The organism is Arhodomonas sp. SL1 (genome assembly GCF_052060015.1).
Lineage (GTDB): Bacteria > Pseudomonadota > Gammaproteobacteria > Nitrococcales > Nitrococcaceae > Arhodomonas.
Window position 1 is genome coordinate 426,888 of the sequence record NZ_JBPODZ010000001.1, and the last position, 26,030, is coordinate 452,917.

General features: G+C 69.0%; 23 protein-coding genes. 17 read left to right on the forward strand and 6 right to left on the reverse strand.

Features of this window, described 5'->3' with window-relative positions:
• Position 1 precedes the first annotated feature (1 nt).
• Genes ACQ754_RS02010 through ACQ754_RS02025 form a run of 4 tightly spaced genes read left to right on the forward strand, consistent with a single transcriptional unit; the run spans position 2 to position 3,894 of the window.
• Positions 2-532, forward strand: a complete 531-nt coding sequence (locus ACQ754_RS02010) for a FixH family protein (protein ID WP_440995311.1) — start codon at positions 2-4, stop codon at positions 530-532.
• Positions 529-2,988: a heavy metal translocating P-type ATPase gene (locus tag ACQ754_RS02015; protein ID WP_440995312.1), complete on the forward strand. Its 2,460-nt coding sequence runs from the start codon at positions 529-531 to the stop codon at positions 2,986-2,988. Before ACQ754_RS02010 ends, ACQ754_RS02015 begins: the two co-directional genes overlap by 4 nt.
• Positions 2,985-3,185: a cbb3-type cytochrome oxidase assembly protein CcoS gene (ccoS, locus tag ACQ754_RS02020; protein ID WP_440995313.1), complete on the forward strand. Its 201-nt coding sequence runs from the start codon at positions 2,985-2,987 to the stop codon at positions 3,183-3,185. The genes ACQ754_RS02015 and ccoS overlap by 4 nt, the downstream gene beginning before the upstream one ends.
• Positions 3,175-3,894, forward strand: a complete 720-nt coding sequence (locus tag ACQ754_RS02025; RefSeq protein WP_440995314.1) for a sulfite exporter TauE/SafE family protein — start codon at positions 3,175-3,177, stop codon at positions 3,892-3,894. The genes ccoS and ACQ754_RS02025 overlap by 11 nt, the downstream gene beginning before the upstream one ends.
• Here ACQ754_RS02025 and ACQ754_RS02030 read toward each other — a convergent pair.
• The 3 genes from ACQ754_RS02030 to hisC all read right to left on the reverse strand — a co-directional run bounded on the left by ACQ754_RS02030 (position 3,891) and on the right by hisC (position 8,347).
• Positions 3,891-4,733, reverse strand: coding sequence for a hypothetical protein (locus ACQ754_RS02030; protein WP_440995315.1), 843 nt, complete (start codon positions 4,731-4,733; stop codon positions 3,891-3,893). The two genes, ACQ754_RS02025 and ACQ754_RS02030, sit on opposite strands and share 4 nt — an antisense overlap.
• On the reverse strand, positions 4,723-7,146 hold the full coding sequence (locus ACQ754_RS02035; RefSeq protein WP_440995316.1) for a Lon protease family protein: 2,424 nt from the start codon (positions 7,144-7,146) through the stop codon (positions 4,723-4,725). The genes ACQ754_RS02030 and ACQ754_RS02035 overlap by 11 nt, the downstream gene beginning before the upstream one ends.
• Positions 7,147-7,267: 121 nt before the next feature.
• Entirely contained in the window at positions 7,268-8,347 is a 1,080-nt protein-coding gene (gene hisC, locus ACQ754_RS02040; protein ID WP_440995317.1) for a histidinol-phosphate transaminase, read from the reverse strand.
• A gap of 146 nt (positions 8,348-8,493) precedes the next feature.
• On the opposite strand from hisC, the gene ACQ754_RS02045 reads away from it, so the two are divergent.
• Entirely contained in the window at positions 8,494-10,173 is a 1,680-nt protein-coding gene (locus ACQ754_RS02045; RefSeq protein WP_440995318.1) for an ABC transporter permease, read from the forward strand.
• Here ACQ754_RS02045 and ACQ754_RS02050 read toward each other — a convergent pair.
• Positions 10,170-11,285, reverse strand: a complete 1,116-nt coding sequence (locus ACQ754_RS02050; RefSeq protein ID WP_440995319.1) for an ABC transporter ATP-binding protein — start codon at positions 11,283-11,285, stop codon at positions 10,170-10,172. The genes ACQ754_RS02045 and ACQ754_RS02050 overlap by 4 nt on opposite strands.
• Before the next feature lie 194 nt (positions 11,286-11,479).
• On the opposite strand from ACQ754_RS02050, the gene ACQ754_RS02055 reads away from it, so the two are divergent.
• From ACQ754_RS02055 to ACQ754_RS02065, 3 genes are all read left to right on the forward strand, one after another.
• Positions 11,480-12,508, forward strand: coding sequence for a Fe(3+) ABC transporter substrate-binding protein (locus ACQ754_RS02055; RefSeq protein WP_440995320.1), 1,029 nt, complete (start codon positions 11,480-11,482; stop codon positions 12,506-12,508).
• Between the two features lie 167 nt (positions 12,509-12,675).
• Complete coding sequence (locus ACQ754_RS02060) at positions 12,676-14,490, forward strand: cation:proton antiporter (protein WP_440995321.1); 1,815 nt, start codon at positions 12,676-12,678, stop codon at positions 14,488-14,490.
• Positions 14,487-15,218, forward strand: a complete 732-nt coding sequence (locus ACQ754_RS02065; protein ID WP_440995322.1) for a glycerophosphodiester phosphodiesterase family protein — start codon at positions 14,487-14,489, stop codon at positions 15,216-15,218. Before ACQ754_RS02060 ends, ACQ754_RS02065 begins: the two co-directional genes overlap by 4 nt.
• On the opposite strand, the gene rlmM is transcribed toward ACQ754_RS02065, so the two are convergent.
• Positions 15,178-16,260 (reverse strand): 23S rRNA (cytidine(2498)-2'-O)-methyltransferase RlmM, encoded by a 1,083-nt coding sequence (gene rlmM / locus ACQ754_RS02070; protein WP_440995323.1) that lies wholly within the window; start codon positions 16,258-16,260, stop codon positions 15,178-15,180. The genes ACQ754_RS02065 and rlmM overlap by 41 nt on opposite strands.
• A gap of 68 nt (positions 16,261-16,328) precedes the next feature.
• On the opposite strand from rlmM, the gene ACQ754_RS02075 reads away from it, so the two are divergent.
• The 9 genes from ACQ754_RS02075 (at position 16,329) to ACQ754_RS02115 (ending at position 25,391) form a co-directional block, all read left to right on the forward strand.
• Entirely contained in the window at positions 16,329-17,093 is a 765-nt protein-coding gene (locus ACQ754_RS02075) for a slipin family protein (protein ID WP_440995324.1), read from the forward strand.
• On the forward strand, positions 17,083-18,003 hold the full coding sequence (xerD, locus tag ACQ754_RS02080; RefSeq protein WP_440995325.1) for a site-specific tyrosine recombinase XerD: 921 nt from the start codon (positions 17,083-17,085) through the stop codon (positions 18,001-18,003). The genes ACQ754_RS02075 and xerD overlap by 11 nt, the downstream gene beginning before the upstream one ends.
• A 70-nt stretch (positions 18,004-18,073) precedes the next feature.
• Complete coding sequence (locus tag ACQ754_RS02085) at positions 18,074-18,796, forward strand: DsbC family protein (RefSeq protein WP_440995326.1); 723 nt, start codon at positions 18,074-18,076, stop codon at positions 18,794-18,796.
• A gap of 94 nt (positions 18,797-18,890) precedes the next feature.
• Complete coding sequence (locus ACQ754_RS02090) at positions 18,891-20,759, forward strand: cation:proton antiporter (RefSeq protein ID WP_440995327.1); 1,869 nt, start codon at positions 18,891-18,893, stop codon at positions 20,757-20,759.
• Positions 20,743-22,371, forward strand: a complete 1,629-nt coding sequence (locus ACQ754_RS02095; protein WP_440995328.1) for an ExeM/NucH family extracellular endonuclease — start codon at positions 20,743-20,745, stop codon at positions 22,369-22,371. Before ACQ754_RS02090 ends, ACQ754_RS02095 begins: the two co-directional genes overlap by 17 nt.
• A gap of 34 nt (positions 22,372-22,405) precedes the next feature.
• Positions 22,406-23,179 (forward strand): ABC transporter ATP-binding protein, encoded by a 774-nt coding sequence (locus ACQ754_RS02100; protein WP_440995329.1) that lies wholly within the window; start codon positions 22,406-22,408, stop codon positions 23,177-23,179.
• Positions 23,180-23,210: 31 nt separating this feature from the next.
• Positions 23,211-23,963, forward strand: coding sequence for an ABC transporter substrate-binding protein (locus tag ACQ754_RS02105; RefSeq protein ID WP_440995330.1), 753 nt, complete (start codon positions 23,211-23,213; stop codon positions 23,961-23,963).
• 31 nt (positions 23,964-23,994) lie between these two features.
• Entirely contained in the window at positions 23,995-24,690 is a 696-nt protein-coding gene (locus ACQ754_RS02110) for an ABC transporter permease (protein WP_440995331.1), read from the forward strand.
• Positions 24,687-25,391, forward strand: coding sequence for an ABC transporter permease (locus tag ACQ754_RS02115; protein WP_440995332.1), 705 nt, complete (start codon positions 24,687-24,689; stop codon positions 25,389-25,391). Before ACQ754_RS02110 ends, ACQ754_RS02115 begins: the two co-directional genes overlap by 4 nt.
• A gap of 3 nt (positions 25,392-25,394) precedes the next feature.
• Here the strand turns inward: ACQ754_RS02115 and ACQ754_RS02120 are convergent, their stop codons facing one another.
• The gene (locus ACQ754_RS02120; protein ID WP_440995333.1) at positions 25,395-26,018 is read right to left on the reverse strand and encodes a GNAT family N-acetyltransferase; all 624 of its coding nucleotides are present in this window, start codon (positions 26,016-26,018) and stop codon (positions 25,395-25,397) included.
• Positions 26,019-26,030 lie beyond the last annotated feature (12 nt).

The window sequence follows — 26,030 nt, forward strand, 5'->3', positions numbered from 1 at the left end:
TATGAGCGCTTCGACGAGCAAACCCTGGTATCGAGAATTCTGGTGCTGGTTTGTGTTCGCGCCACTCGGCCTGTGGGTGATCGCCATGGTGGCCACGGTGGTAGTGCTGAGCAGTAACAGCCAGGACCTGGTGGCGGGTGACTACGGCCGCATGGGTAAGGCCTACGTCCAGGGGACGGATCAGGAGGGCGAGGCGGTGCGCCGGGGGATTGCCGCGCGGCTGCACGTCGACCGTCAGGGTGGTCACGTGACCCTGGTCATGGAGCGCGGGCGTGACCTGCCGGAGGCGCTGCGACTGGCCTTGCTCCATCCCACCGAGGAGCGCAAGGACCTGAGCGCCGAGCTGAGACGGGATAGCTCCGGGATGTACCGCGGTGGGTTCGGGACGGCGGTAGCGGGTCGCCGTTATGTCGTACTGGAGTCCCCGGACGGGGCGTGGCGTTTGCGCGGCGAACTCCGCAGCGGTGGCGGTGAGCTTCATCTCGGCGCGGAGGAAGGCGGGCGGGGAGGCGCAGAGCCCGGACGTACATGAGCGATTGCTGCTTCCATTGCGGTGAGCCGATGCCGGCTGGCGAGCGGCGCACCGTCCAGGTCAACGGCGAGCCTCGCCCGGTGTGCTGTGCGGGCTGCGAGGCGGTCGCCAACCTCATCGCGGGCAATGGCCTCGAGGATTTCTACCGCTATCGCACGGCCCCCTCCAGTCGCCCGGATCCAGGGGCGGATTCCGATGAATGGTACGCCTACGACCGCCAGGGTCTGCTCGAGGAGATCAGTCAGGACCTGGGGGATGAACGGGAAGCGATATTCGCCCTGGAGGGGATCACCTGTGCCGCCTGTGCCTGGCTCATCGAGCGCGTCCTCGCGCCGCTGCCGGGGGTCACCGATGTGCAGGTCAACCCGGCCACCGGGCGGCTGCTGCTGCGCTGGCGGCCCGCGGAGACCGGCCTGAGCATAGTGCTTCGTCGGCTCGCCGAGATCGGCTATCGGGCCCATCCGGTGGAGGCCGGTGAAACGGTGCCGGCAGCGCTACGCGAGAAGCGTGCCATGCTCCGGCGCCTGGCCGTAGCCGGGCTCGGCATGATGCAGGTCATGATGTATGCGGTGGGCCTTTATGCCGGGGCCATCCATGCGGATATGGATCCGGATATACACCGCTTCCTGCGGCTGGTCAGCCTGTTGGTGGCGACCCCCGTGGTGGTATATGCGGGTGCCCCCTTCTTTCGTGGGGCGTTGCGCGACTTGCGTAATCGGCGCCCGGGCATGGATGTACCCGTCGCCTTGGCGATCGGTGGGGCCTATGGGGCCAGTGTATGGAATACGCTGATCGGTCATGGCGAGGTCTACTTCGATTCGGCCACCATGTTCGTGTTTTTCCTGACGGTGGCACGGGCCCTGGAGATGGCCGCCCGCCACCGGGCCGGGCGTGCGAGCCTGGCGCTGGCACGCACGCTGCCGGCTACTGCGCTGCGGATCGGCGCCGGTGACGGCGGTGAGCGGGTGGGACTCGCGGAGCTGATGCCGGGGGACCGGGTCCGGGTCCGTACCGGGGAGACGGTGCCCGCCGACGGCACCATTCTGCGCGGCAGGGGCGGACTGGACGAATCCCTGATCACCGGCGAGTTTCAACCGGTCACGCGGGGCCCCGGTGATGGGGTCCTGGCGGGCAGCGTTAACCGCACGGGCGTCCTGGAGGTGCGCGTGGATCGTGTCGGCCGGCAGACCCTGGTCTCGTCCATCGCCGGCCTCCTCGAGCGCGCCCAGACCGAGCGTCCGCGGTTGGCGAGACTGGCCGACCGCGTGGCGAGCGCGTTCGTGTCGGTGGTGTTGGTGGCCACGGCGATCATCGCGGGGATCTGGTGGTGGCACCGCCCGGATATGGCCTTCGAGATCGCGCTGGCGGTGCTGGTGGCTACCTGCCCGTGCGCCCTCTCCCTGGCCACCCCCACCGGGCTGGTGGCCGCGACGAGCGCCATGGCGCGCCGGGGTCTGCTGGTGGCCCGTACCGATGCCCTGGAGGTCCTGGCCCGGGTGGATCGCGTCGTCCTCGACAAGACCGGGACCCTGACTACAGGGGAGCCGGCGCTTCGGGGCGTGGAGACCAACGACCGCCTCACTCGGGAGCGCGCCTTGGCCCTGGCGGCCGCCCTGGAGGCGCACTCCGAGCATCCCATCGCCCGGGCCTTCGTCACCGACACAGCGCCGTTGGCGGTGACGGCGGTGTCCGTGGAGGCGGGGGCCGGCGTGATCGGTGAGATCGAGGGGCGTCGCTATCGACTGGGACGGGCGGACTGGGCCCTGGGGACGGCGGCCTCGTATGCGCCGGACGGCGTGATACTCGGCGATGACACGGGCCTGCTGGCGACCTTTACGGTCCACGACCCCGTCCGCGAGGAGGGGGCGGACGCGGTCGAGGCGCTGCATCGGCGCGGGATCACCACGGAGGTGCTCAGCGGGGATACGCCGTCGGCGGTGAGCGAGGCGGCCGCAGCGGTAGGGGCGGGCGGCTGGCGGGCGCGGATGCGCCCCGATGATAAGCTCGCCCGCCTGCGCGCGCGTCAGGAACGGGGGGAACGGGTGGCGATGGTGGGTGACGGCATCAATGATGCCCCGGTTCTGGCCGGCGCCGACGTCTCCGTCGCCATGGGCCGGGGTAGCGCCCTGGCGCGCAACAGCGCCGATATGGTCCTGATGCGCGAAGACCTCCACGGCCTGGTCGATGCGGTCGACGGTGCCCGGCGCACGATTCGTATCATCCGGCAGAATCTCGTCTGGGCTGCTGCCTATAACCTCACAGCGCTGCCGCTGGCCGCCACCGGCGTGCTCACCCCCTGGATGGCGGCCATCGGCATGTCGGCCAGCTCGCTGGTGGTGGTGGCCAATGCGCTGCGTGCCGGGCATGGGGGCCGGGACGATCGAGGACTAGCGGGTGCTGAGGCCGTCTCCGGGGCCCGTGCATCCGCTGGCACCATCACGGCGGGGCAGCCATGAGCATACTCTACGTCCTCATCCCCCTGGCCCTGGTGCTCCTGATCGTGGCAGTGGCGGCCTTCTTCTGGGCCGTGCGCAATGGCCAGTTCGATGACCTGGACAGCCCCGCGTACCGTATCCTCCTCGACGATGACACGCACCCGCCAGCGGAGAAGGACAGGCCACAACGGCGGGAGGGATCCGGCGATGATGGGTGATATCACCCTGATTGGGGCCCTTATCGCCGGACTGGTGGGCAGCACCCACTGCCTGGGGATGTGTGGCGGGATCGCTTCGGCCCTCGGGCTGGGCATCGCGCCTGAGCACCGGACGCCGTGGCGGATGCTGTTCTTCGCCGGCAGCTACAACGTCGGCCGTATCGCGAGTTATGCAGTGGCCGGGGCCATTGCCGGGGGCATCGGGGTGTGGCTCGCCAGCCTGGCAAGCCTGGGTGATTGGAGTGGGGGCCTGCGTGTGGCAATGGGGTTGGTGATGGTGGCCATCGGTGCCCAGGTGGCCTTCAACTGGCGCCTGCTCGCACCCGTGGAGCGTGCCGGTATGGGATTGTGGCGCCGGGTCGCACCGCTGGCGCGGCGGATCATGCCGGTGCGCTCGCCCATCGCGGCCCTGGCCCTCGGGGGGCTGTGGGGCTGGATCCCTTGCGGGCTGGTCTATGGCATGCTCATCGCCGCGGCGCTGGCGGGCAGTGCCCTCGACGGGGCGGCGGTGATGGTCGCCTTCGGGTTGGGTACCATGCCGGCCATGGTCGCCACCGGGGCCGCCGCCGGGTTTACGCGCCGCCTGATGGCCATCGGCCGGGTGCGGCTCCTGCTCGGGCTGAGCATCGTGGCGCTGGGTGCCTGGACGGCGGTGGCGCCCGTCTACGGTGGGCTCGCGGGGATCTACTGCCTGCCCCCTGGCGTCTAGTCCACCACCAGTACCGGTACATCCAGCTCGTCAAGTAACCGATGGCCCTGCGGGGTGGATAAGGCGTGGCTCGCCCGGGATATGACCAGGGCTTGGCCGTCGCCGCCGCGCAGCGCCTCCACCAGTGTGGCCGCGGCCGTGTCGGCGATGCGCTGGAAGCGCACCGGGACCCCGACCCGCTCCGACCAGGCACGCGCGGCGCGTTCCAGCTCGACGGACGGCCCGCGGCCCGGGGGAAGGAGGATGCACAGCGGCTGGCTCCGGTCCTGGGCCAGATGGATGGCGGTATCCAGCGTGCGTGTCGGATCATCCCCGGCCGGCTGCAGCACCATCAGTGGGCGGTCCGAACGGGGCGGCTCCTCCCCCACGATGAACAGGCTGCAGCGAGTACCCCGGGCCAGGCGGGAAGCGATGCCACCGATGGTGGGGACGTAGGAACGGCGCCAGCCGTTACGGCCGACCACCAGCGTATCCCGGGGCTGGGTCATGGCCAGGGCGGCTCGCTCCACGCGATCACGGCTGACCTGGAACCGGGACTGCAGGGCATGGCGCTGGCTGGCCCTGGCCAGGGCCCGCTCCAGGCTGTGCGCCCGTTCCCGGAGCTGGCGTTCCAGCTGTTCGCTTTGCAGGGGGCGCACCTGCCCCGAGGTGATACTGATCTCACAGCTGAACGGTAGGCCGGCGGTGCGGAGGATATCGGTATCCTCCACAAAGACGCCGAGCAGCTCCGAATCCAGGCGCGCCGCCAGCGCCGCCGCTGTGTCCAACGCGGCGCGGGCCCCGCGGCTGTCCTCCAGGAGGACGACGACGCGGGTGGTCCCGTTCGCCTCATCCGTCATGGTCACGGGCCTCCTCGCCATTGGCGTCGTTGCCTCCCTGCCGGCCCCGCTTCTCGGCGAGCTCCGCGTAGCGGAGCAACCGCGCCTCCACTGCCCGGTTGACGCTGCCCTCCGGGAAGGTCCCCGCCTCGTCGCGCTCGCCGGCCGGGGTACCGGTCAACAGTGTCAAGGCGTCATCCACGTGATCCAGCGGCCAGATATGGAATTCCCCCGCCTCCACGGCCGCTACCACATCCCGGTGGAGCATGAGATTGGTGACGTTGGAACGGGGCAGGGCGACTCCCTGGTGGCCATTGAGGCCACGCTGGCGGCAGACCTCGAAGAAGCCCTCGATCTTTTCATTGACCCCCCCGACGGCCTGTACCCGTCCGTGCTGGTTCACCGAACCGGTCACGGCGACGCCTTGGGCGAGGGGAAACGCGGATAGCACCGAGCACAACGCGCAGTACTCGGCGACCGATGCGCTGTCGCCGTCGACGCCGCCGTAGGACTGCTCGAAGGCGAGGCTTGCGGCCAGCGAGAGGGGGGTGTCGCCGGCGAATCGGGCGGCGAGGAGATTGGATAGGATCATCACCCCCTTGGAGTGGATGCTGCCGCCGAGCTTGGCCTCGCGCTCGATGTCCACCATGTGGCCCCGACCGAGCCGGGCGGTGGCCGTGATCCGGCTGGGCCGACCGAAGGACTGATCCCCGAGCTGCATCACCGACAGGCCGTTGACCTGTCCGACCTGGCTGCCCTCCGTGTCGATGAGCAGGACCTCGCGCTGGATGGCCCGGTCGATGCGCTCTCGAATCCGGGAGGCCCGATAGACCTGCTGATCGACGGCACGCTGGACATCGGCGCCGCGAACGGTCTCCGAGTCGGCCTCGCCGGCCCAATGGTCCGCCTCGGTGAGCAGGTCGCTGATGGCCCGGTTGTGCACCGACAGGCGCTCGCGGTCGTCGGCCAGGCGGCTGGCGTGCTCGATGACCCGTGCCACCGCCTCGCGGTCCAGGGGGCGCAGGCTTCGTTGCTGGGCGAGCGCCGCCACCAGGTTCGCATAGTCCTGGGTGGTTTCGTCGGTGCGGGGCAGGTCCTCCTCGAAGTCCGCCTCGATCTTGAACAGCTCCGCGAAGTCCGGGTCATAGGCGGTGAGCAGATAGTAGAGGATGCGCTCGCCGAGCAGCACCACCTTGACATCCAAGGGCATGGGCTCGGGCTCCAGCGTCACCGTGCTGATGAGGCTGAAGTACTGCTCCGGGGTCTCCGTGCGCACCTGGCGGGAGAACAGGGCGCGTTTCAGGCTCTCCCACGCCAGCGGCTGGGTGAGCAGCTTGCGCGCGTCCACTACCAGGTAACCGCCGTTCGCCAGGTGCAGCGCCCCGGCGCGGACCAGCTGATGATCGGTGACCAGGGCCCCTTGCTGGACCTGATGCTCGATGCGGCCGACCAGCCGCTGGTGAGTGGGCATGTCCTCGTAGTGGACCGGCGCCCCCTGTTGCTCGGCATTGTCCACCAGTAGGTTTACCCGATACCGCCGATAGAAGGGTTCCAGGTCCTGCTGTTGGCCGTGGCCGCCCTGGCCGAGCAGGGTCTCCACGTTGGAGGTTACGTCCTGGCGTATGGCGTCCAGGTGGGCGAGCACGTCCTCGTGCTCGGACCAGTCCCCGCGTAGGTCCTCCAGCAGGTGGCCGACGGCGAACACCGCCATCTCCTCGTGGAGCTCGCGGATCTTCTGCTGGGCCTCCTTGCGCCAGCGGGGCATCTGCTGGATCACCTCCTGGAGCTTCTCCTGGAGCTGTTCCACCGTCTTCTCGATGGCCTCCCGACGTTCCTCGGGGAGCTCGCGGAAGCGCTCCGGTTCCATCACCTCGCCGTTCTCGTCCTTGGGGGCGAAGGTGAAGCCGTTCTGGGTCTGGAGCAGGGCGATGTCGTGCTGGTCGGCCTCCTCCTGGATCTCGCGGAAGGCGTTCTGCTGGCGCTGGCCGAACTCCTGCTGGAGCTCGCGCATGCGCCGCTGGAACTCGTCGCTCTCGAAGGCCGCGGGCAGGGCCTGCTTGAGCTCCTCGACCAGGTCCTCCACCGCCTTGCGAAAGCGCCGCCCCTGGCCGGCCGGCAGCCGGATCAGGCGCGGGCGGTTTCCGCTGTGGAAGTCGTGCACCAGACACCAGTCCGGCGGGGTCGCCTCGTCACTGGCGCGCCGGCGGAGGAACTGCTCGGCGACCTCGTGCTTACCTACCCCGCCGGGGCCGAGCACGAACAGGTTGAAGCCGTTGTCGCGTACCCCGGTGCCCACGCGCAGGGCCTCGAGGGCACGATCCTGGCCCAGCATGGTCTCGGTAGCGGTCACCTCGGCGGTGGTGGCGAAGGGCAGCCGCGAGGGATCACAACGGTGGAAGACGTCCTTCGCCTCCAGGGGTTCGGGTTGGGCCATGGCCGTTCCTTCGTCGTTGTCGCAGGGGTGTCGTCATGCCCGACGGGCGCTGCCCCGATTGTCGGTATCCCCGCTCCCGCTGGCAAGTGACGGTGCGGTGGACTCCGGGCGATGAGGCCCTTCAGTGGTGCAGCCGGCTTAGCGCCCGGAGTAGGGTGTCGTTCTGCTCCGGGGTCCCGACAGTGATGCGTAGGCGATCGCGGAGGCCGGGCTGATCGAAGTGCCGAACGAAGATCCCCTGCTCGCGAAGGAGGCGGTAGACCTCGGGGGCGCCGCCGGAGAACGCCTCGGGCACCTGGACGAGCAGGAAGTTGCTCTCGCTGGCCAGGCTGCTGAGCCCGAATGCCGCTAGTCGCTCCGCCAGGCGCGTCCGCTCGCCGCGCACCGCCGCCCAGGTGGAGCGGGCGTACTCCGGGTCGCGCAGCGCCGCCACTGCCAGGCGCTCCGCGATGGCGTCGACGCTGTAGCTGTCCCGGGTCTTGCGGGCGATGGGATCGATCAGGCCCCGGGGGCCGATACCGTAGCCGAAACGCAGCCCCGCCAGAGAGTACCCCTTGCTCAGGGTCCGCAGCAGCATGATGTTGTCCGCCCCGGAGAGCAGTGAGACGAGGTCGTGGCCTCGCTCCGGGTCGACGAAGTCGACGTAGGCCTCGTCCACCAGCAGTACGCCGCCGAGGCTACGGGCCAGGCGGGCGATGGTCTCGGCCTCGAGTAGTGTCCCCGACGGGGCGTGGGGGTTAACCAGCAACGTCAGGGGGACGCGTTCACGGTTCATGCGCTCCGCGAAATCCGGGGTGGGCCGCCAGTCCGCCCCCAGGGCAACCCGGACCACGGGCGAGCCATGGATGCCGGCGAGCACGGGGTAGAGGGAATAACTGGGCTCGGCGATGCCGATGGGGCTGCCCGGATTCACGAAGGTGGTGATGGCGAGCCGCAGCAACTCGTCGCCGCCGTTGGTTGCGACGATCTGCTCGGGCTCGACCCCGTGGTGCCGGGCCGCTACCTGGCGGAACGTGGCGCTGGTCGGGGAGGGGTAGCGGCGCAGCGCCTCCGCCGGCACCCCGGCCAGCGCCTCCATTACCGAGGGCGCCGGCGGATACGGGTTTTCGTTGGTATTGAGCTTGATGGCGTCGGCGTTCGGGGGCTGCTCCCCCGGGGTGTAGCCGCTCATCCGCCGGATATTGTCGCGTTCGTAGCCCATGACCCAGTGCCCGTCCGGTCTTTGCCCTCCAGCTTACTAGAACTCCCGCGGCGGGCGACAGCGCCGAGGTGAGTCGGGTGCGTGGTGGGGATTGAACTGGTAGCATTCGCATCCACTTGTCTCCCTACACCCCAGAGGACATCCGCGTGTCGCGCACCGCCAGCACCCGCTCGAGCGTGTTGTCGAGGCTGCTTCCCCATGGTGGCGCCTGGACGGTGTTCACGCTGGCCATCGCCGCCGTGGTGGCCCTGCCGGTGGTGGTCATCCTGGCCCACATCGCCGTACCGGCGGGCGGGATCTGGCAGCACCTGGCCTCCACGGTGCTCGGTCGCTACATCGCGAACACCGCTGTGCTGGTGATCGCGGTGGGGGTGGGGACGCTGGTGATCGGCACCGCTACCGCCTGGCTGGTGGTGATGTGCCGCTTCCCCGGCCGGCGCCTCTTCGAGTGGGCGCTGCTGCTGCCCCTGGCGGTGCCCACCTACGTGATTGCCTATGCCTACACGGACTTCCTCCAGTATGCCGGCCCATTGCAGGGATGGCTGCGCGAGGTCTTCGACTGGGGCCGCGGCGACTACTACTTTCCGGCCGTCCGCTCCCTGGGCGGCGCCGCGACCCTGATCACCATGGTCCTCTACCCCTATGTCTATCTGCTGGCCCGGGCCGCCTTCCTGGAGCAGTCGGTCTGCGTCCTGGATGTGGGACGCACCCTGGGCCGGGGGCCCTGGCGGTTGTTCGCTACGGTGGCGGTGCCACTGGCGAGGCCCTCCATCGTCGGCGGGGTCTCGCTGGCGCTGATGGAGACACTCAACGAGTTCGGCGCGGTGCAGTTTTTCGGGGTCGACACCTTTACCACCGGCATCTATCGCACCTGGTTCGGCCTGGGGGAGCAGGTGGCAGCGGCGCAACTGGCAGCCTGCCTGCTGGCGTTCGTTATCGTACTGGTGCTGCTGGAGCGTTGGTCGCGGGGCCGGCGCCGATACTTCCATACCTCCAGCCGCTACCAGCAACTGCCGGAATATCCGCTGCACGGCTGGCGGGCCGTTGGCGCGTTTCTCGCCTGTGCCGTGCCGGTGCTGATCGGTTTCCTGCTGCCGAGCCTGCTGCTCGCGGAGATGGCCTGGGAAGTGGGTGACCCCCTGCTCGGCTCCCGGTTCCTGGACTTCGCGGGTAACAGCCTGATCCTTGCCGCGGTCTCCTCGCTCATTGCCGTCGCCCTGGCGGTGGTGCTCAGCTACGGGGTGCGTCTCAACTCCCGCCCGGGGACACGGGTGGCGACGCGCATCGCGGCGATGGGTTATGCCATCCCGGGGTCGGTGATCGCCGTGGGCATCCTCATCCCGTTTGCCTGGCTCGACGACCAGATCAACAGCCTCGCTCGGGCGCACTACGACACCTTCATCGGCCCCCTGCTCAGCGGCTCGGCGTTCATCCTGGTCTATGCGTACGTGGTGCGCTTCCTGGCGGTGTCGTTCAACACCGTCGAGGCGAGCCTGGGCAAGGTCACCCCGGCCATGGACGCGGCCGCCCGCACCCTGGGCGAGACCGCCGGTGGGACGCTGCGACGGGTCCACACGCCGATCATGCGCAGCAGCCTGCTGGCGGCGGGGATCCTCGTGTTCGTTGATGTCATGAAGGAGCTGCCGGCCACCATTATCCTGCGCCCCTTCGACTTCGACACCCTCGCGGTCCGGGCCCACAACCTGGCCTCCGACGAGCGCCTGGCGGAGTCCGCCACCGCCTCCCTGGCCATCGTCGCGGTGGGCATCATCCCGGTAATCCTGCTGAGCATGGCCATGCGGCGATCACGGCCCGGGGAGGGCTAATCGCCGTCGGCTGGAAAGACAAATACCTGGGAGGTGTCCAGGTGGATGCGCACGGGTTGCTGCGCGGCGGGCAGGAACACACCGGGCACGCGGGCGTGCAGGTGGGACTCACAGCCATCGCGGGCGTGCGCGCACAGATGCACCAGGCTGCTGCGGCCGAGGAGCTTGGCCATCAGCACATGGCTGTGCCGGTGGGCCTCCGGCGGGGCATCCAGCTCGGCGACCCGTAACGCCTCGGGGCGGATCAGCACCCGCGCCGTGCTGCCCTCGGCAAGGCCATCGGCGTCCACATCACCGACCGGCGTCTCCACCCGTCCCCCCCGAACCGTCCCCGAGACCTCGTTGACGTCACCGAAGAAGGTGACCACGAAGGGGTCCTTCGGGGCACAGTAGAGCTCCTGGGGGGTGCCGGTCTGGACGATGCGCCCATCGCGCATCAGCGCGATGCGGTCAGCCATGAACATGGCCTCCTCAGGGTCATGGGTTACCAGCAGCGTGCCGGCCCCTACTTCCTTGAGGACATGGAGGGTGTCGTCGCGGATGCGGTCGCGAAGCCGGGCATCGAGGCTGGAGAACGGTTCGTCGAGCAGCATCAGCTGCGGGGACGGGGCAAGGGCCCGGGCGAGGGCAACCCGCTGCTGCTGCCCGCCGGAGAGGGTGTGGGGGTAGGCCTCGGCATGGGCAGCCATACCGAGCTTCTCCAGCAGGGCCAGGGCGTGATGGCGTTGCCCGCGTCCCTGGCGGCCGGGCAGGCCGAAGGTGACGTTTTCAAGGACCGTGAGATGCGGGAACAGCGCCGAGTCCTGGAAGACCAGGCCAACATTGCGCTTCTCCGGCGGCAGGTGGCGTCCGCCGGGGACGGCGATGGTGCGACCATTGATCGCCACCCGCCCGTGCTGGAGGACCTCCAGCCCGGCGGCGATGCGGAGGAGGGTGGTCTTGCCGCAGCCCGAGGGCCCGAGCAGGCACACCACCTCGCCCGGGTGGACGTCGAGCTCGACGTCCTGCACCGCCGGGTGCTCGCCAAAGCGGTGATACACGCCCTCCATGTGGAGCATGCCAGTGTCCTGATCCAGTGCCTGCGTCGTGGCGGCCTGTGCAGTCTTGCTCATCGCTCGAATCCGTAACGTCCGATACTCCCCATCATAACGCGATGGGCCCGCGAATGCGTCTGAATGTTAATCCGCTTTCCCTCGCGGTCGAAACGGACCGTTGACGGCGGCGGGTATGCGTTGTTCAATAACCTAATAAATGCGACGTATTCGCATTACAAGATTTCCCATGCAACCACCACAAGGGGTAAACGATGAGCAAGTGTTATCGCCTCGCTGTCCCGATGGTCGCCGCCCTGATCGGGGTGTCCGCCGTTTCCGGGGCCTCTGCGGCGGAGGTCAATCTCTACACCGCCCGCCACTATGATTCCGACGAGCGCCTCTACGAGGCGTTCACCGAGCGTACCGGCATCGAGGTGCGGGTGATGGAGGGCGATTCGGACCAGCTGATCCAGCGCATCCTCCGGGAGGGGGAAGCCAGCCCCGCGGATGTGATGATGACCGTGGATGCCGGGCGGCTGTGGCGTGCCGAGGAAGAGGGTATCTTCCAGTCGGTGGACTCCGACACCCTCGCCGAACGCCTCCCGGATTCCATGCGCCACCCCGACGGGCTCTGGTATGGCTTCAGCCAGCGGGTGCGGGCGATCTTCTACAACCGGGAGCGCCTCGATCCGGCGGAGGTGCAGCGTTACGAGGACCTGGCGGACCCACGCTTCGAGGGGGAGGTCTGCATCCGTTCCTCCAACAATATCTACAATCAGTCCCTGCTGGCCTCGATGATCCACCACCACGGGGCCGATGGTGCCGAGGAGTGGGCCGCCGGAGTGGTCGAGAACTTCGCGCGTCAGCCCCAAGGCGGCGATACCGATCAGATCCTCGGTGTGGCCAGCGGCGAGTGCAGCCTAGCGGTGGCCAACCATTACTACTACGTTCGACTGCTCAAGTCGGATGACCCGGAGGATCGGGCCATGGCCCGGAACGTGGGGGTCATCTTCCCCAATCAGGACGGTCGCGGCGCCCATGTGAACGTCGGCGGTGCCGGGGTGGTCGAGGGCGCGCCCAACCGGGAGAACGCCGTCCGCTTCCTGGAGTTCCTCGCCTCCGATGAGGCGCAGGAGATCTTCGCCTCGGGCAATAACGAGTTCCCGGTGGTGGAAGGCGTGCTGATGGACCCGGTGCTCGAGTCCTGGGGCAACTTCCGCGTCGATGACCTCAACATCAGCGTGCTCGGTGAGAACAACCCCGAAGCGGTGCGCATCTTCGACCGCGTCGGCTGGCGCTGATTCACCACCGGCCCAGGGCGACAGCCGTGGGCTGGTTCCCTATGGCGGGCAGGCCGTGCTACGGGCTGCCCGCGTGGTTCCGAGCATGTTGCCCCATTCCGCCGTTCTAGTAGGCTGATTCCGGGCGCCGGGCAATCCTGCCCCGCGCGGTCCTCGGAGGAGTGCCGATGGCGGAAACGGCCACCGCGGCCCTGGTTGGGATCGGTCTACTGGGTATCGGGGCACAGTGGCTCGCGTGGCGGGTACAATTGCCGGCGATCCTGTTCCTGCTGGCGGCGGGACTGATCGCCGGGCCGGGGGTGCTCGGCTGGATCGACCCCGACGCCCTGCTCGGGGAACTGCTGTTCCCGGTGGTATCGCTGGCGGTGGCCGTGATCCTCTTCGAGGGGGGGCTGACCCTGCGGCTGCATGAGATCCGCGGCCTCGGTGGCCCCGTCAATCGCCTGCTCACCGTCGGTGTCCTGTTGACCTGGGGCAGCACGGCCGTTGCCGCGTGGTGGCTCACCGCCCTGCCCTGGGAGCTTGCCGTCCTCTTCGGTGCCATCACGGTGGTCACCGGCCCTACCGTCATCGTACCGCTCCTGCGCAGCGTCCGCCCCACCGAGCGGGTGGCCAATGTGCTGCGCTGGGAGGGTATCGTCATCGATCCCATCGGCGCGCTCATCGCGGTGCTGGTCTTCGAGTTCCTGGTGGCAAGCTCTGGCGAGCGCAGCGTCGGTGCGGCGGCGCTGACCTTCGTGCTGATCCTCGTGGTGGGGACGCTGGTAGGTGCCGTGGCCGGCTACCTGGTCGGGCTGGCCCTGCGCAATTACTGGCTACCGGATTATCTGCACAATGTCGGGGTGCTGGTCGCCGTGTTCGCCGTGTACTTCGCCAGCGATCAGATCCATCACGAGACCGGCTTGCTGTCGGTGACGGTGATGGGGATCTGGCTGGCGAACATGGCGCGGGTGCCCCTGGACGACGTGCTCAACTTCAAGGAGTCCCTCAGCGTCCTGCTGATTTCCGGGCTGTTCATCCTGCTCGCCGCGCGGCTCGATCCCGCGGAGTTGCTCACCCTCGGCTGGGGCGCGGTGGCACTACTGGCGTTTATGCAGCTGGTGGGGCGACCACTGAATGTGCTGGTGAGCACAGCGGGTTCGTCGCTGGATTGGCGGGAACGCGCCTTCCTGTGCTGGATCGCGCCCCGGGGCATAGTCGCGGCAGCGGTTTCCGCAGTGTTCGCCCTGCGCCTGGAGGCCTCGGGGTTTGCCGGCGCCGGGGTCCTGGTGCCGCTGACCTTCCTGGTGATTGCCTTCACGGTGGTACTGCAGAGTGCCACGGCGCAGCCGCTGGCGGGGTGGTTGGGGCTGCGCGAGCCGCCGCCACGGGGGGTCCTCATCGTCGGCGCCAACCCTGTGGGCCGTAGCCTTGCCGAGGCGCTAGTGGCAACGGGGCTGCCGGTACGGCTCACCGACGCCAACTGGGACAATGTCCAGGCCGCGCGGATGCAGGGGCTGGATGTGTACTACGGCAACCCCACCTCGGAGCACGCCGAGCGGCACCTGAGTATGACCGGCCTGGGTCATCTCTTCGCCGTCTCCCCGCGCAGCGACCTGAACAGCCTGGTGAGCCTGCATTTCGCCCGGGAGCTGGGCTGGAACCGGGTCTTCCGCCTCCCGCCCTCGGAGCACGATAACCGCCTGCCGGGCCCGCTCCGGCGCCGCCAACGCCACGACAACACCTTATTCGGCGAGGACGTGACCTATCAGCGGCTGGCCGACCTGCTCGGTGCCGGCTCCGGCATCCGCGCCACCGAGCTCACCGAGGAATTCGACTGGGACGCCTACCAGCGCCAGTACGGCTCGCGTGCCTTGCTGCTGTGCGCGATCGACGCCTCGGACCGGTTGCGCGTGTTCACCGGTGAGGACGACCCGGAACCGCAGCCGGGATGGACGGTGTTGGCGGTCATCCGCCCTGAGGAAGGAAACGACGACGCATGAGGCCAGGGCGCGTGATCGCCCATCGCGGCGGGGCCAGCCTCGCGCCGGAAAACACGCGGGCGGCGGTGGCCGCCTCGGCGGCCGTGGGGGCCCGCTGGGTGGAGGTGGACGTGCGTCTGCTCGGTGACGGTACGCCGGTGCTCTTCCATGACCGTGAGCTGGACCGCTGCACCGACCTTCGTGGGCCGCTGTCCGCCCTGAACGCCGACATGATCGAGGGCGTCGACGCTGGCGGGTGGTTCTCGCCACGGTTCCGCGGTGAACCCATCCCGCGGCTGGATGCCGTCCTCGCGGATTGCGCCCGGTTCGGGCTTGGAGTGAACCTGGAGCTCAAGCGGGAACCCGGGGAGCCCCAGGACCGGGTGGTACGGGCGGTGGCGGGAGTGCTGGCAGCCAGCGGCGGGGGACGAACCGACGTGCTGCTCAGCTCCTTCGACGAGGCGGTGGTTGCTGCCTGCCGCGATCTGGCACCGGCGTGGGCCCGGGCGACCATACAGCGACGCCTTCCTCGGGACATCGGCCTGCGATGCCAGCGTTACGGCGCCGCGGCGGTGGTCTGTGACTGGCGCCGGCTCACCGGTGCCGGCGCCGCCCGGGTCAAGGACCATGGCTTGTTGCTGTACTGCTATACGATCAACAACCCGGCCGCCTTCCGCCACCGCTGGGGCTGGGGCGTGGACGGTGTCATCACCGATCGGCCCCAGGATTTCCTGGCCTGGCGGGGATGACACAGACGCTTACCTCGTCACGGTCGTGGTAGAGCTGCTTGACCGCGATCTGCCATCCCCCGCCGAGCCCGCGGCGCAGGCGGGAGAGGGCCTCGGAGACGTTTCGGTAGCGTTGCCGCATGGGCAGTTTCAGGTTGAACAGCACCGCGCGGGCGTCGCCCCGACGCAGCCATTGCGCCATCAGGGCGACGATCCGCTGTGGGCGTTCCACCATATCGCAAACCACCCAGTCCACGGGGCGGGGCGGGCGGTAGCGGAAGCCGTCGACACGCAGGTGCTCCACACACCCGTCGGCGAGCAGGCCGGGGTCCATGGGTCCGTTGTCCACGGCGGTGACGGTGAGCCCGCGTCGCACCAGCTGCCAACTCCAGCCCCCGGGCGCGGCCCCCAGGTCTACCGCGTGGCCGCCTGGGCGTAGCCAGCGGCGACGCTGGCCTTCGGTCAACAGGGTCTGGAAGGCCTCGTCGAGCTTGAGGGTCGAGCGCGAAGGCGCCTGGCGAGGCATCCGCAGTCGTGGTATGCCGAGGGGCCAGGGCGCGCTGTTCCCCGGCCGGGAGAGGGCCACCCGCACCGACGAGGAGTCCCGGAACAGGCAGTGCAGACGGGGCGCGCCGGCGATGCCGGTGGCGACACCTGCGTCGTGGAGGGCGCGTTCGACCGGACGCTCGAAGCGCCGACAGAACCGCGACAGCCGCTTGCCCTCATTGGTATCCGGGTACTCCAGCCAAACCGCATCGAGCCGCGTCACCACCGCCGCCACCGCGGCCGCCAGTGGCGTCGCACGGTCGCCCGCCGGCAGTCGCTGTGGTGGCAGGATCTCCCGGGCGAGCTGGCGCGCGAATATCAGCTCGCGCCAGCGCAGGCGCTCCCAGAGCCGGTCGGCCGCCGCGGGGTCGGCGGCATGGAGGAGGACCACGCCGGAACCCTCCGCAGCCTCGCAGTAGCCCGGGTCACCGAGGGCGGCGGTGCGCTCGGTGAGCTCGGCGGCGAGGTCTCCCTCGGCCCCGGGGCGCGCATAGAGGATCAGCGTGCTATCGGTCATGCCCCACAGTGGTTATCCTCGGAGGGGTTGCAGGCTATCACGGCCGGTTCGCGTCAAGGAGGAATCCCATGGGTATCCCAGTGCTTATTGCCGTGGCCATCGTGCTCGCGGTGGTCATTGCTTCGTTCCGCATCTTCCGCGAATACGAGCGGGGCGTGGTTTTCATGCTCGGCCGGTTCTGGAAGGTGAAGGGGCCGGGCCTGCGCCTGGTGTTCCCGATCATCCAGCAGGCCGTTCGGATAGATCTGCGCCTGATCACCATGGACGTGCCCAGCCAGGACGTCATTTCCCGGGACAACGTCTCGGTGAAGGTCAACGCGGTGCTCTACTTCCGCGTGGTCGACCCCGAGCGGGCGGTGATCCACGTGGAAGACTACATGATGGCCACCAGCCAGCTGGCGCAGACGACGCTGCGCTCGGTGCTCGGCCGCCATGAGCTCGACGAGATGCTCGCCGAGCGGGACAAGCTCAATAATGCCATCCAGGAGATCCTCGACGAGCAGACCGATGCCTGGGGGATCAAGGTGGCCAACGTCGAGATCAAGCACGTGGACATCGACGAATCCATGATCCGCGCCATCGCCCGCCAGGCGGAGGCCGAACGCGCCCGGCGGGCGAAGATCATCAACGCGGAGGGCGAGTACCAGGCCGCCGAGCAGTTGGTGGCCGCCGCCCAGCGGATAGCAGTCCAGCCGGAGGCGCTGCAGCTGCGCTACCTCCAGACCCTCGCCGATATCTCCGTGCAGAGCCAGAACAACACTGTCATCCCCTTCCCGCTGGATGTCCTGCGCTCGGCCTTCGGCAATGCGCAAACGGGTGGCGATGGCCGCTGATCCCGTCGCGCGGCCGGGGGAGGGTGACGAGGCCCGCATCGAGGCCTTTCTGGATGCGCTGTGGATGGAGCACGGGCTCGCCACGGCGACCCTGGCGGCCTATCGCAGCGATCTCAGGGCCTTTGCGGCGTGGCTCGCGTCTCGGGGCCGCGATCTCCCCGACGCGGAGGCCGCCGATGTCCTCGCCGCCCTCGGCGAGCGCCTCGGTGCCGGTGCGCGGCCGCGCTCCGTGGCGCGGTTGCTCTCCAGCCTGCGTCGCTTCTACGGTCATGCCCTGCGACAGGGGCTGGTGGCCACGGACCCCACGGCGCGGGTGGAGGCACCGCGCCGCGGCCAGGCGCTGCCCGGCGTGCTCACCGAGGGGGAGGTGGAGGCGCTGCTGGCCGCGCCAGATACCGATGATCCGGTGGGCGAGCGCGACCGGGCGATGCTCGAGCTCCTCTATGCCACCGGGCTGCGGGTGAGTGAGCTCACGAATCTACCGTTATCCGTCGTGGGGCTGCAGCAGGGCGTCGTGCGGGTATCGGGCAAGGGTGGTCGCGAGCGGCTCGTCCCCCTGGGCGAAGTCGCGCGGGAGTGGCTGGAGCGCCACCTCGCGCGGGGACGCCGGGCGCTGCTCGGTGGCGGGGAGGCGCCCTGGGCCTTCGTCACCCGGCGTGGCGGGGCGATGAGCCGCCAGGCGTTCTGGTACCGCGTCAAGCACCACGCGGCGGTGGCCGGGGTACGGACGCCGCTGTCGCCGCACACCCTGCGGCATTCCTTTGCCACTCATCTGGTGAATCACGGTGCCGATCTGCGCTCCGTGCAGATGTTACTCGGCCACGCCGACCTCTCCACCACGCAGATCTACACCCACGTCGCCCGCCAGCGCCTGCAGGAGCTCCACGCCCGCCATCATCCCCGCGCCTGAGACCTCGCTCGGGCGCTGGCGCCGCGTTAGACTGCGTCCACGACGCAGGCCAAACCACCAGGAGAGTCCCATGATCCGCATCTTCGGCGCCCTGCTGCTCCTGCCCCTATTCGCGCTACCCTTGGCCGCCGTGGCGATGGAGGACGTCGAGGAGCGCATCCGTGACGTGGTGGCGGGGCTCGCCCCGGGGGCGCAGGTGGACCGGGTCGCCGAAACGCCGGTGGAGGGATTGTATTCCGTGGTGGTGGGCGGCGAGGTGGTCTATGTCACCGGTGATGGTGACTACCTGCTCCAGGGGGAGCTCGTGGATATCGACGCGCAGCGTTCGCTGACCGAGGAGCTCCGTGCCGGCATTCGCGAAGAGCGGCTCGCCGGCCTCGACGAATCGGGTATGCTCATCTATGAGCCCGGCGGGGCGGTACGCCACGAGGTCACCGTCTTTACCGATATCGACTGTCCCTACTGCCGTCGTTTCCATGCGCATATGGACGAGCTCCTCGAGCGGGGCATCCGCGTCCGTTACCTGCTCATGCCGCGCGCAGGGCGGGACAGTGCTTCTTATGACAAGGCGGTCAACGCGTGGTGTGCGGAAGATCCCCAGACCGCCCTGACCCGGGCCAAGCAGGGCGAGCGCCTGCCCGAGCAGGACTGCGACCACCCGGTAGACGAGCACCTGCGCTTGGCGCGGGAGCTCGGCGTGCGGGGCACCCCCACCCTCTACACCGACGAGGGGCGGATGCTGAGCGGCTACCATGCGCCTGACGAGCTCGAGGCGGCGCTAGACGGCGGCTGAGGCACCTCCCGAATCGTTCACGGAAACGGGGTCGTCGCCACCGGCGGCCTCTGCTATGCTCCGCGGCCATTTTTCACGGCCCGCCGGGTGAGTCATGCCCGAATCCCATCTCACGGACGTGCTGGTGCTGGTCGCCGTCCTCGGTATCGGCGCCCAGTGGGTCGCCTGGCGCCTGCACTGGCCGGCGATCGTGGTGCTCTGCGCCTTCGGCCTGCTGGCGGGGCCTGTGACCGGTTACCTGGTGCCGAGCCGCGACCTCGGCGAGCTGGTGCATCCGGTGGTGCAGTTGTGCGTCGCGGTGATCCTCTTCGAGGGTGGGCTGAGCCTGCGTTGGCACGAGTTCCGGGAGGCCCGCAGCGGCGTGCGCCGGCTGTTGTTCCCGGCGCTACCGCTGAACTGGCTGCTTGGCAGCCTGGCCGCCCACTACATCGGCGGGCTGTCCTGGCCGGTGGCATTGGTCTTCGGTGCCATCATCGTGGTCACCGGGCCGACGGTGATCATGCCGTTGCTCCGCCATGCGGCGTTGCGGCGCCGCCCCGCTTCCTATCTGAAGTGGGAGGGGATCATCAACGATCCCCTTGGGGCCATGCTCGCCGTACTGGTCTTCCAGTTCTTCGTCACCCTGCAGGCGCCGAGCCCTACCCTCGAGGTGGTCCTGCGCCTGGCCGGCGGAGTGGCCGTCGGTATCGGCGCCGGATACCTGGCGGCACGGCTGCTGGTGGGGCTGTTCCTGCGCGGGGAGGTGGCGGAGTTCCTCAAACCGCCGGTCATGCTGGTCAGCGTGCTCGTGGTCTATGCCCTGGCCAATGCGGTGCAGGCGGAGGCGGGGCTGCTCGCCGCGACGGTCATGGGCATGGTGCTGGGCAACTCGGGCCTGGCAGACATCCAGGAGGTGCGCCGGTTCAAGGAGTACCTTGCCGTGCTGCTGGTCTCCACGGTCTTCATCCTGCTCTCGGCGGACGTGGATGCGGCCATGCTCGCCGCCCTCGATTGGCGCGCCGCCGCCTTGCTGGCCGCGGTGATCTTCCTGGTGCGGCCGGTGGCGATCCTGCTGGCCACGCTCGGCACCACCATGACCCTGGCCGAGCGGGTCCTGGTGGCCTGGATCGCACCGCGCGGGATCGTCGCCGCCGCCGTGGGCGGGCTCTTTGCCCCCGAGATGGTGGCCGCCGGCTACCCGGAGGCGCGGGCGCTGACGCCGCTGGTATTCTCACTGGTGCTGGCCACAGTGATCCTGCACGGCTTTAGCATACGCGCCCTCGCCCGGCGGCTGGGACTGGCCTCGGGCGCCCGGCACGGGCTCATGATCGTGGGTGCCTCGCCGTGGAGCGCGGCATTGGCCGAGCGGCTGCGCGAGCTCGGGGTCTATGTCATCGTCTGCGACTCCTCCTGGCACCGCCTGCGGCCGGTGCGGAAGGCGCGGATCCCGTACTTCCACGGCGAGGTCCTCTCGGAGACCGCGGAAGAGAGCCTGGATTTGGCGGACATCGGCTACCTGCTCGCCGCCACCGACAACGACGCCTACAACGCCCTGGTGTGCAGCCAGTACACCCGTGAGCTCGGCCGCGAGTACGTCTTCCAGCTGCCCACCGATGCCGAGGATCATCCCCATGGGATCCAGCGGCCCCTGACCGGGCGGCCGCTTTATGGCCGCGAGGCCCGTTACGAGGCGCTGGAGGCCCGCCACTACCGCGGCTGGCGCTTCGAGGCGGCGCGCCTAAGCAGGGACTACCGGGCCAATGCGTATTTCGCGGAGCTCGGTGAGCAGACCATGCCCATGATCGCTGTACGCCGGGACGGCGGGTTGCGGCTGCGGGAAGCGGGTAGGCCGCTGATGCCGGAGAAGGGGGATACGGTGCTCGCCTACATGTCCGCGTCCTCCTTGCGGCAGCGCGGCGTTGCCGGTGGCGGTGGGGACTCCCGGTATCCGGTGGCGCGGGATCGAGATGTGCCCTCGGCCTAGTCGATTGCTTACCGCTGCGTTCAGCGCTGCGCTGGCCGTGTCTCCCGGTGTTGCGGGCGCCGAGTGCGCGGACCCGGCCCGGACGCCGGCGCAGGTCCGCTCGGAGCCGCCGGAAGAAGGCGAGCCATTGGCGCTGCGCGGCGTGGTCGCGGCGCGTTTCGGTGGTTCCGTGGGACTCGACGGCTTCTATCTCCAGAAGGACGGGCCCCGGGCCGGGGTGTTCGTCTACACCCCTGATCGGCCGGCAGTATCCTTGCCGCCGCGGGGCACGCGCGTCCGGGTCAGCGGGCGCAGCGGTCGCTACCAGGGACGCTTCCAGCTCGAATGGGTGGAGACCATCGAACGATGCGGCCGAGCACCGGTCCGCTCGGCCGCGTTGTCCCTGCCGGCGCAGCGGCAACGATTGCAGGCGCTGGAAGACACCCTGGTACGGGTCACACACCCGCTGACGGTCACCGGCAACAGTGATCTCGGGCGCTATGGGGTGCTGGCCCTGTCGGTGGGTGGCCGCCTCTACCGCGGCGATCACGGTGGCAAGCCGGCGGGGGTGCTCCTCGATGACGGCAGCCACCAGCGGGATCCCCGGCCGGTACCCTATCTCTCCGAGGCCAGCACCCGTCGGGCGGGCGACCGGATCGTTGGATTGCTCGGGATCCTCGATCATGCGTTCGGTGCCTGGCGCATCCACCCGGTGGGGGCGGTCCGGTTCACGACGGGCAACCCCCGTCCTCCTCCGCCGCAACGGCAGGGCCCGTGGCGGCTGGCGGGTTTCAATGTCGAGAACTATTTCCTCAGCCGGGACGGACGGGGGCCGCCCACGGTTGCGGGGTTCCGGGCCCAGCGACGCCGGCTCGCGGACGCCATCGCCGCCCTGGACGCGGATATCCTGGCGCTCCAGGAGATCGAGGACCGACCGGAGGCGGTGCGTGACCTGGTGGCCGCGGTGAACGCGGGGCTACCGGAGCCCCGGCGTTACCGGGCCGCCGCCGCGGGACTCTCCCGCGATGAATCGGTGATCCGCAACGCGCTGCTCTACCGGCCGGCACGGCTGGAACCGGCGGAAGTGGCGCTGGACGATGCCCCGGTGCATGACCGGGCACCGGTGGCCGCGGTGTTCCGGGACCGGGAGGGTCGGGGGGCTCGCGTGGTATCCGTGCACTTCAAGTCCCGCGGTGGCTGTCCGGCCACCGGTGACACCGACCGCGGCGAAGGGTGCTGGGCGGATCGCCGCACCGCCCAGGCGGAGGCGCTGACCGGGTGGCTCGCCCAACACAGTGGTGGTGATGCGTTGCCGGTGTTCGTCGTCGGCGACCTCAATGCTTACCCGGGGGAGCGCGCCCTGCGCCGGCTCCGGGCGGCCGGGTTCCATGACCTGCCCGCTGCCTTCCGACCGTCCGAGGATCGCTACACCTATGTCTATCGCGGTGTCGCCGGTGCCCTGGACCATGCCCTGGGAAATAGCGCCGCGCTCTCGGCGGTGGCGGACGCCGCCGTCTGGCATATCAACGCCGACGAGCCCCCCACGGCCGCCGGCCGGGGGCCGTGGCGGAGTGCTGATCATGACCCGGTCGTGGTGGATCTCCATTCGATGGTCAGACCGTCATCCCATTGATAAGCTTGCCGCAGCAAACGGGGAGAACGGGGACATGGCCGAGGGCGACGCGGCGCTGGAGGTCCGCAATATCCACAAGCGTTTCGGGGACCTGGAGGTGCTCCGTGGGGTGGATCTACGCGCGACCCCGGGGGACGTGATCACCTTGATCGGCGCGAGCGGTTCGGGTAAGAGCACACTGTTGCGCTGCATCAACCTGCTCGAGCGCCCCAACGAGGGCGAGATCTTCTTCGACGGCGAGCGCCTGGCTCTGCGCCGCGGCCGGGACGGGATGCTGACCGCCGAGAGCCAGCAGCAGATCACCCGCTTGCGCGCCGGCATCGGTTTCGTGTTCCAGAACTTCAACCTGTGGCCGCATATGACGGTCCTGGAGAATGTGATTGAGGCGCCCCGGCAGGTACTGGGACGGTCGCGGCAGGAGGCCGTCGCGGAATCGGAGACCCTGCTGGAGAAGGTGGGCCTCGCTGACAAGCGTGATACCTATCCGGCCTTCCTTTCCGGGGGGCAGCAGCAGCGCGCGGCGATCGCGCGGGCGCTGGCCATGCACCCGCGGGTGATCCTCTTCGACGAGCCCACTTCGGCACTGGACCCGGAGCTGGTCACCGAGGTGCTCGCCGTCATCCGGGATCTCGCCGCCGAGGGGCGCACCATGCTCATCGTCACCCACGAGATGCGTTTCGCCCGCGAGGTCTCCTCCGAGGTGGTATTCCTCCACCAGGGCTGCATCGAGGAGCAGGGGCCGCCGCAGCAGGTGTTCGGGCAACCGCGCTCGGAGCGTTGCCGGGCGTTCCTGACCAGTCATATCTGATCACAACGACGGACCGAGAGGAGAGCAGACCATGAAGAAGCTACGTCTTGCCATCGCCGCCGCTGCCGCCGCCGCCCTGGGCATCGGTGCTGCCGCCCAGGCAGCGGACAACATCCGTATCGCCACCGAGGGCGCCTATCCCCCCTTCAACTTCATTGATGAGTCCGGGGAGGTGAAGGGCTTCGACGTCGATATCGCCAACGCGCTGTGCGAGGAGATGGGGGCCGATTGTGAGCTGGTGATCCAGGACTGGGACGGCATCATCCCGGGGCTGGTCGCAGGCAAGTACGACGCCATCATCGCCTCCATGTCCATTACCCCCGAACGCCAGGAGGCGGTGACCTTCAGCGAACGCTACTATTCCAACAAGCTCCAGTTCATCGCGGCCAAGGACAGCGACTTCGGGCCCGAGGGGGACCTCGGCGGCACCGCCATCGGCGCCCAGCGGGCCACCATTGCCGCCCAGTGGCTGGAGGAGAACACCGAGGATGTCACCGTCCGGCTCTACGACACCCAGGAGAACGCCTTCCTCGACCTGGCCTCGGGGCGGGTGGACGCCATCCTGGCGGATAAGTACGTGAGCTGGGAATGGCTCGAATCGGAGCAGGGCAGCGACTATGAGTTCAAGGGCGATCCGGTCTACGAGGACGACGAGATCGCCATCGCGGTGCGCAAGGGCAACACGGAGCTGGCTGAGCGCTTCAGCGAGGCCATCGAGGCCATCCGTGCCGACGGCACCTACCAGCGCATCAACGAGAAGTATTTTCCCTTCGATATCTACTGAGGGTTTGCGCGTGGCGGCGTAAGGGCGTTCCATGCTCGAGTTGCAGGGCTTCGGGGCGCAGCTGGCGGCCGGCACCTGGGTGACCGCCCAGCTGGCGGTCTACGCCATGGGCGTCGCCCTGGTGCTGGGCCTGGCCGGGGCCGTGGCCAAGGAGGCCGGGCCGGCGCCGTTGCGCTGGCTCGGCAATGCCTACACGGGCATGGTTCGGGGGCTGCCGGAGCTGCTGGTGATCCTGCTGGTCTACTTCGGCTCGGCCCGGGTGCTAACCGGCATCGCCGGGTGGCTCGGCCATGACGGCTACGTGGAGCTATCACCTTTCGCCGCCGGGGTCACGGCGTTGGCATTCAACTACGGGGCCTACCTCACGGAGGTGTTCCGCGGGGCGCTGCATACGATCCCCAAGGGTCACCTAGAGGCGGGCCTCGCGCTCGGGCTCCGCCGGGGCCGGATCTTCCGGCGCATCGTTCTGCCCCAGCTCTGGCGGGTGGCGCTGCCGGCCATCGGCAATATCTTCATGGCCCTGCTCAAGGATACCGCCCTGGTCTCGGTGATCGGCATCGAGGACCTGATGCGGGAGACCTCCCTGGCCGTGGGCTATACCAAGGAGCCCTTCACCTTCTACTTCGCCGCGGCCCTGATCTATTTGGCCCTGACGGCACTGGCCACCGCCGTCATCCACCTCCTCGAGCGCCACACTAGCCACGGCATACGGACATTGTCGTCATGAGATGGTCAGTGATCTTCGAGAATCTGCCGGAGCTGCTCGCCGGCGCCTGGCTGACCATCGAGCTGGTATTCGTCTCCGGGGTGCTGGGGCTCATCATCGCGGTGCCCATGGCCGTCGCACGGGCCTCCGGCAACGTGGCGGTGCGGGCGCTGCCCTGGCTCTACATCTATTTCCTGCGCGGCACGCCGCTGCTGGTGCAGATCTTTCTGGTCTACTACGGGCTCGGCCAGTTCGAGGCCATCCGTGAGTCCTTCCTCTGGCCGGTGCTGCGGGAGGCCTATTGGTGCGCGATCATCGCCTTCACCCTTAACACCTCCGCCTACACCGCCGAGATCCTGCGCGGTGCGATCCAGTCGGTCCCGGAGGGCGAGGTGGAAGCGGCCCGGGCCCTGGGGATGGGGCGAATGGCGACCTGGCGTCGCATCGTCCTGCCGCGGGCATTCCGCATCGCGTTGCCGGCCTACAGCAACGAGGTGATCCTCATGCTCAAGGGCAGCGCCCTGGCGAGCACCATCACCCTGCTGGATCTCACGGGCGCGGCACGGACGGTAATCGCGAAGACCTACACCCCGCTCGAGATCTTCCTCGCCGCCGGTGCGCTGTATGTACTGATCACCTTCCTCATCGTCGGGGCCTTCCGCCTGGTGGAGCGGCGCCTCAACCGCCATATCCGTCCCCGCGAGGAGGGCCACCAGGGCTGAGCGTTACTCCGGGAGTGGGACGTGGGGCCCTGCGTCCCGCGGCAGTAGCCCCCGCAGCCGGGGGTCATCGATCCACTCCTCGCAGACGTCACAGACCTCGAAGCCGGCCCGTTGATAGACATCCAGGGCACGAGGGTGGTCCTCGGTGCAGGTGTGCAGCCATACCCGCCGTACATGGCTCTGCCAGGCGTGTTCCAGCCCGCCACGGAGCAGCAGCCGGCCGAGTCCGCGGCCGGTGTTGCCGGGTGCGAGACCACAGTAGGCGATCTCCACGCTGCCCGGCTCGCTGCGGTCGAGCTCGATGAACCCGATCACCTCTGCGTCGACCCATAGCCGCAGGATCTCGGTGGTCTGCGCCGCCAGATAGTCAGCGATTCGATGATTCGGCCACTGCAGGCGACCGTACCAGAGCCAAGGTGTGCCCACCCTCCGGAACAGGGCCAGATATTCCTCCAGGGCAGGAGCCTGCCAGGGTCGCAGCGCTACGCCCGGTGGCGGGGCCCGCGGAGCGTCGGCGGGCGGCGAGCGCATCTCCAGGGTCGTGCGACGGGAGAGGAACCGGCCATTGGTCGGATCGAATCGCCGGTGAAACGGCGGTGGCACGTGGGCGTCGTCGGTTTCGTCCATCGACGCAGTGTA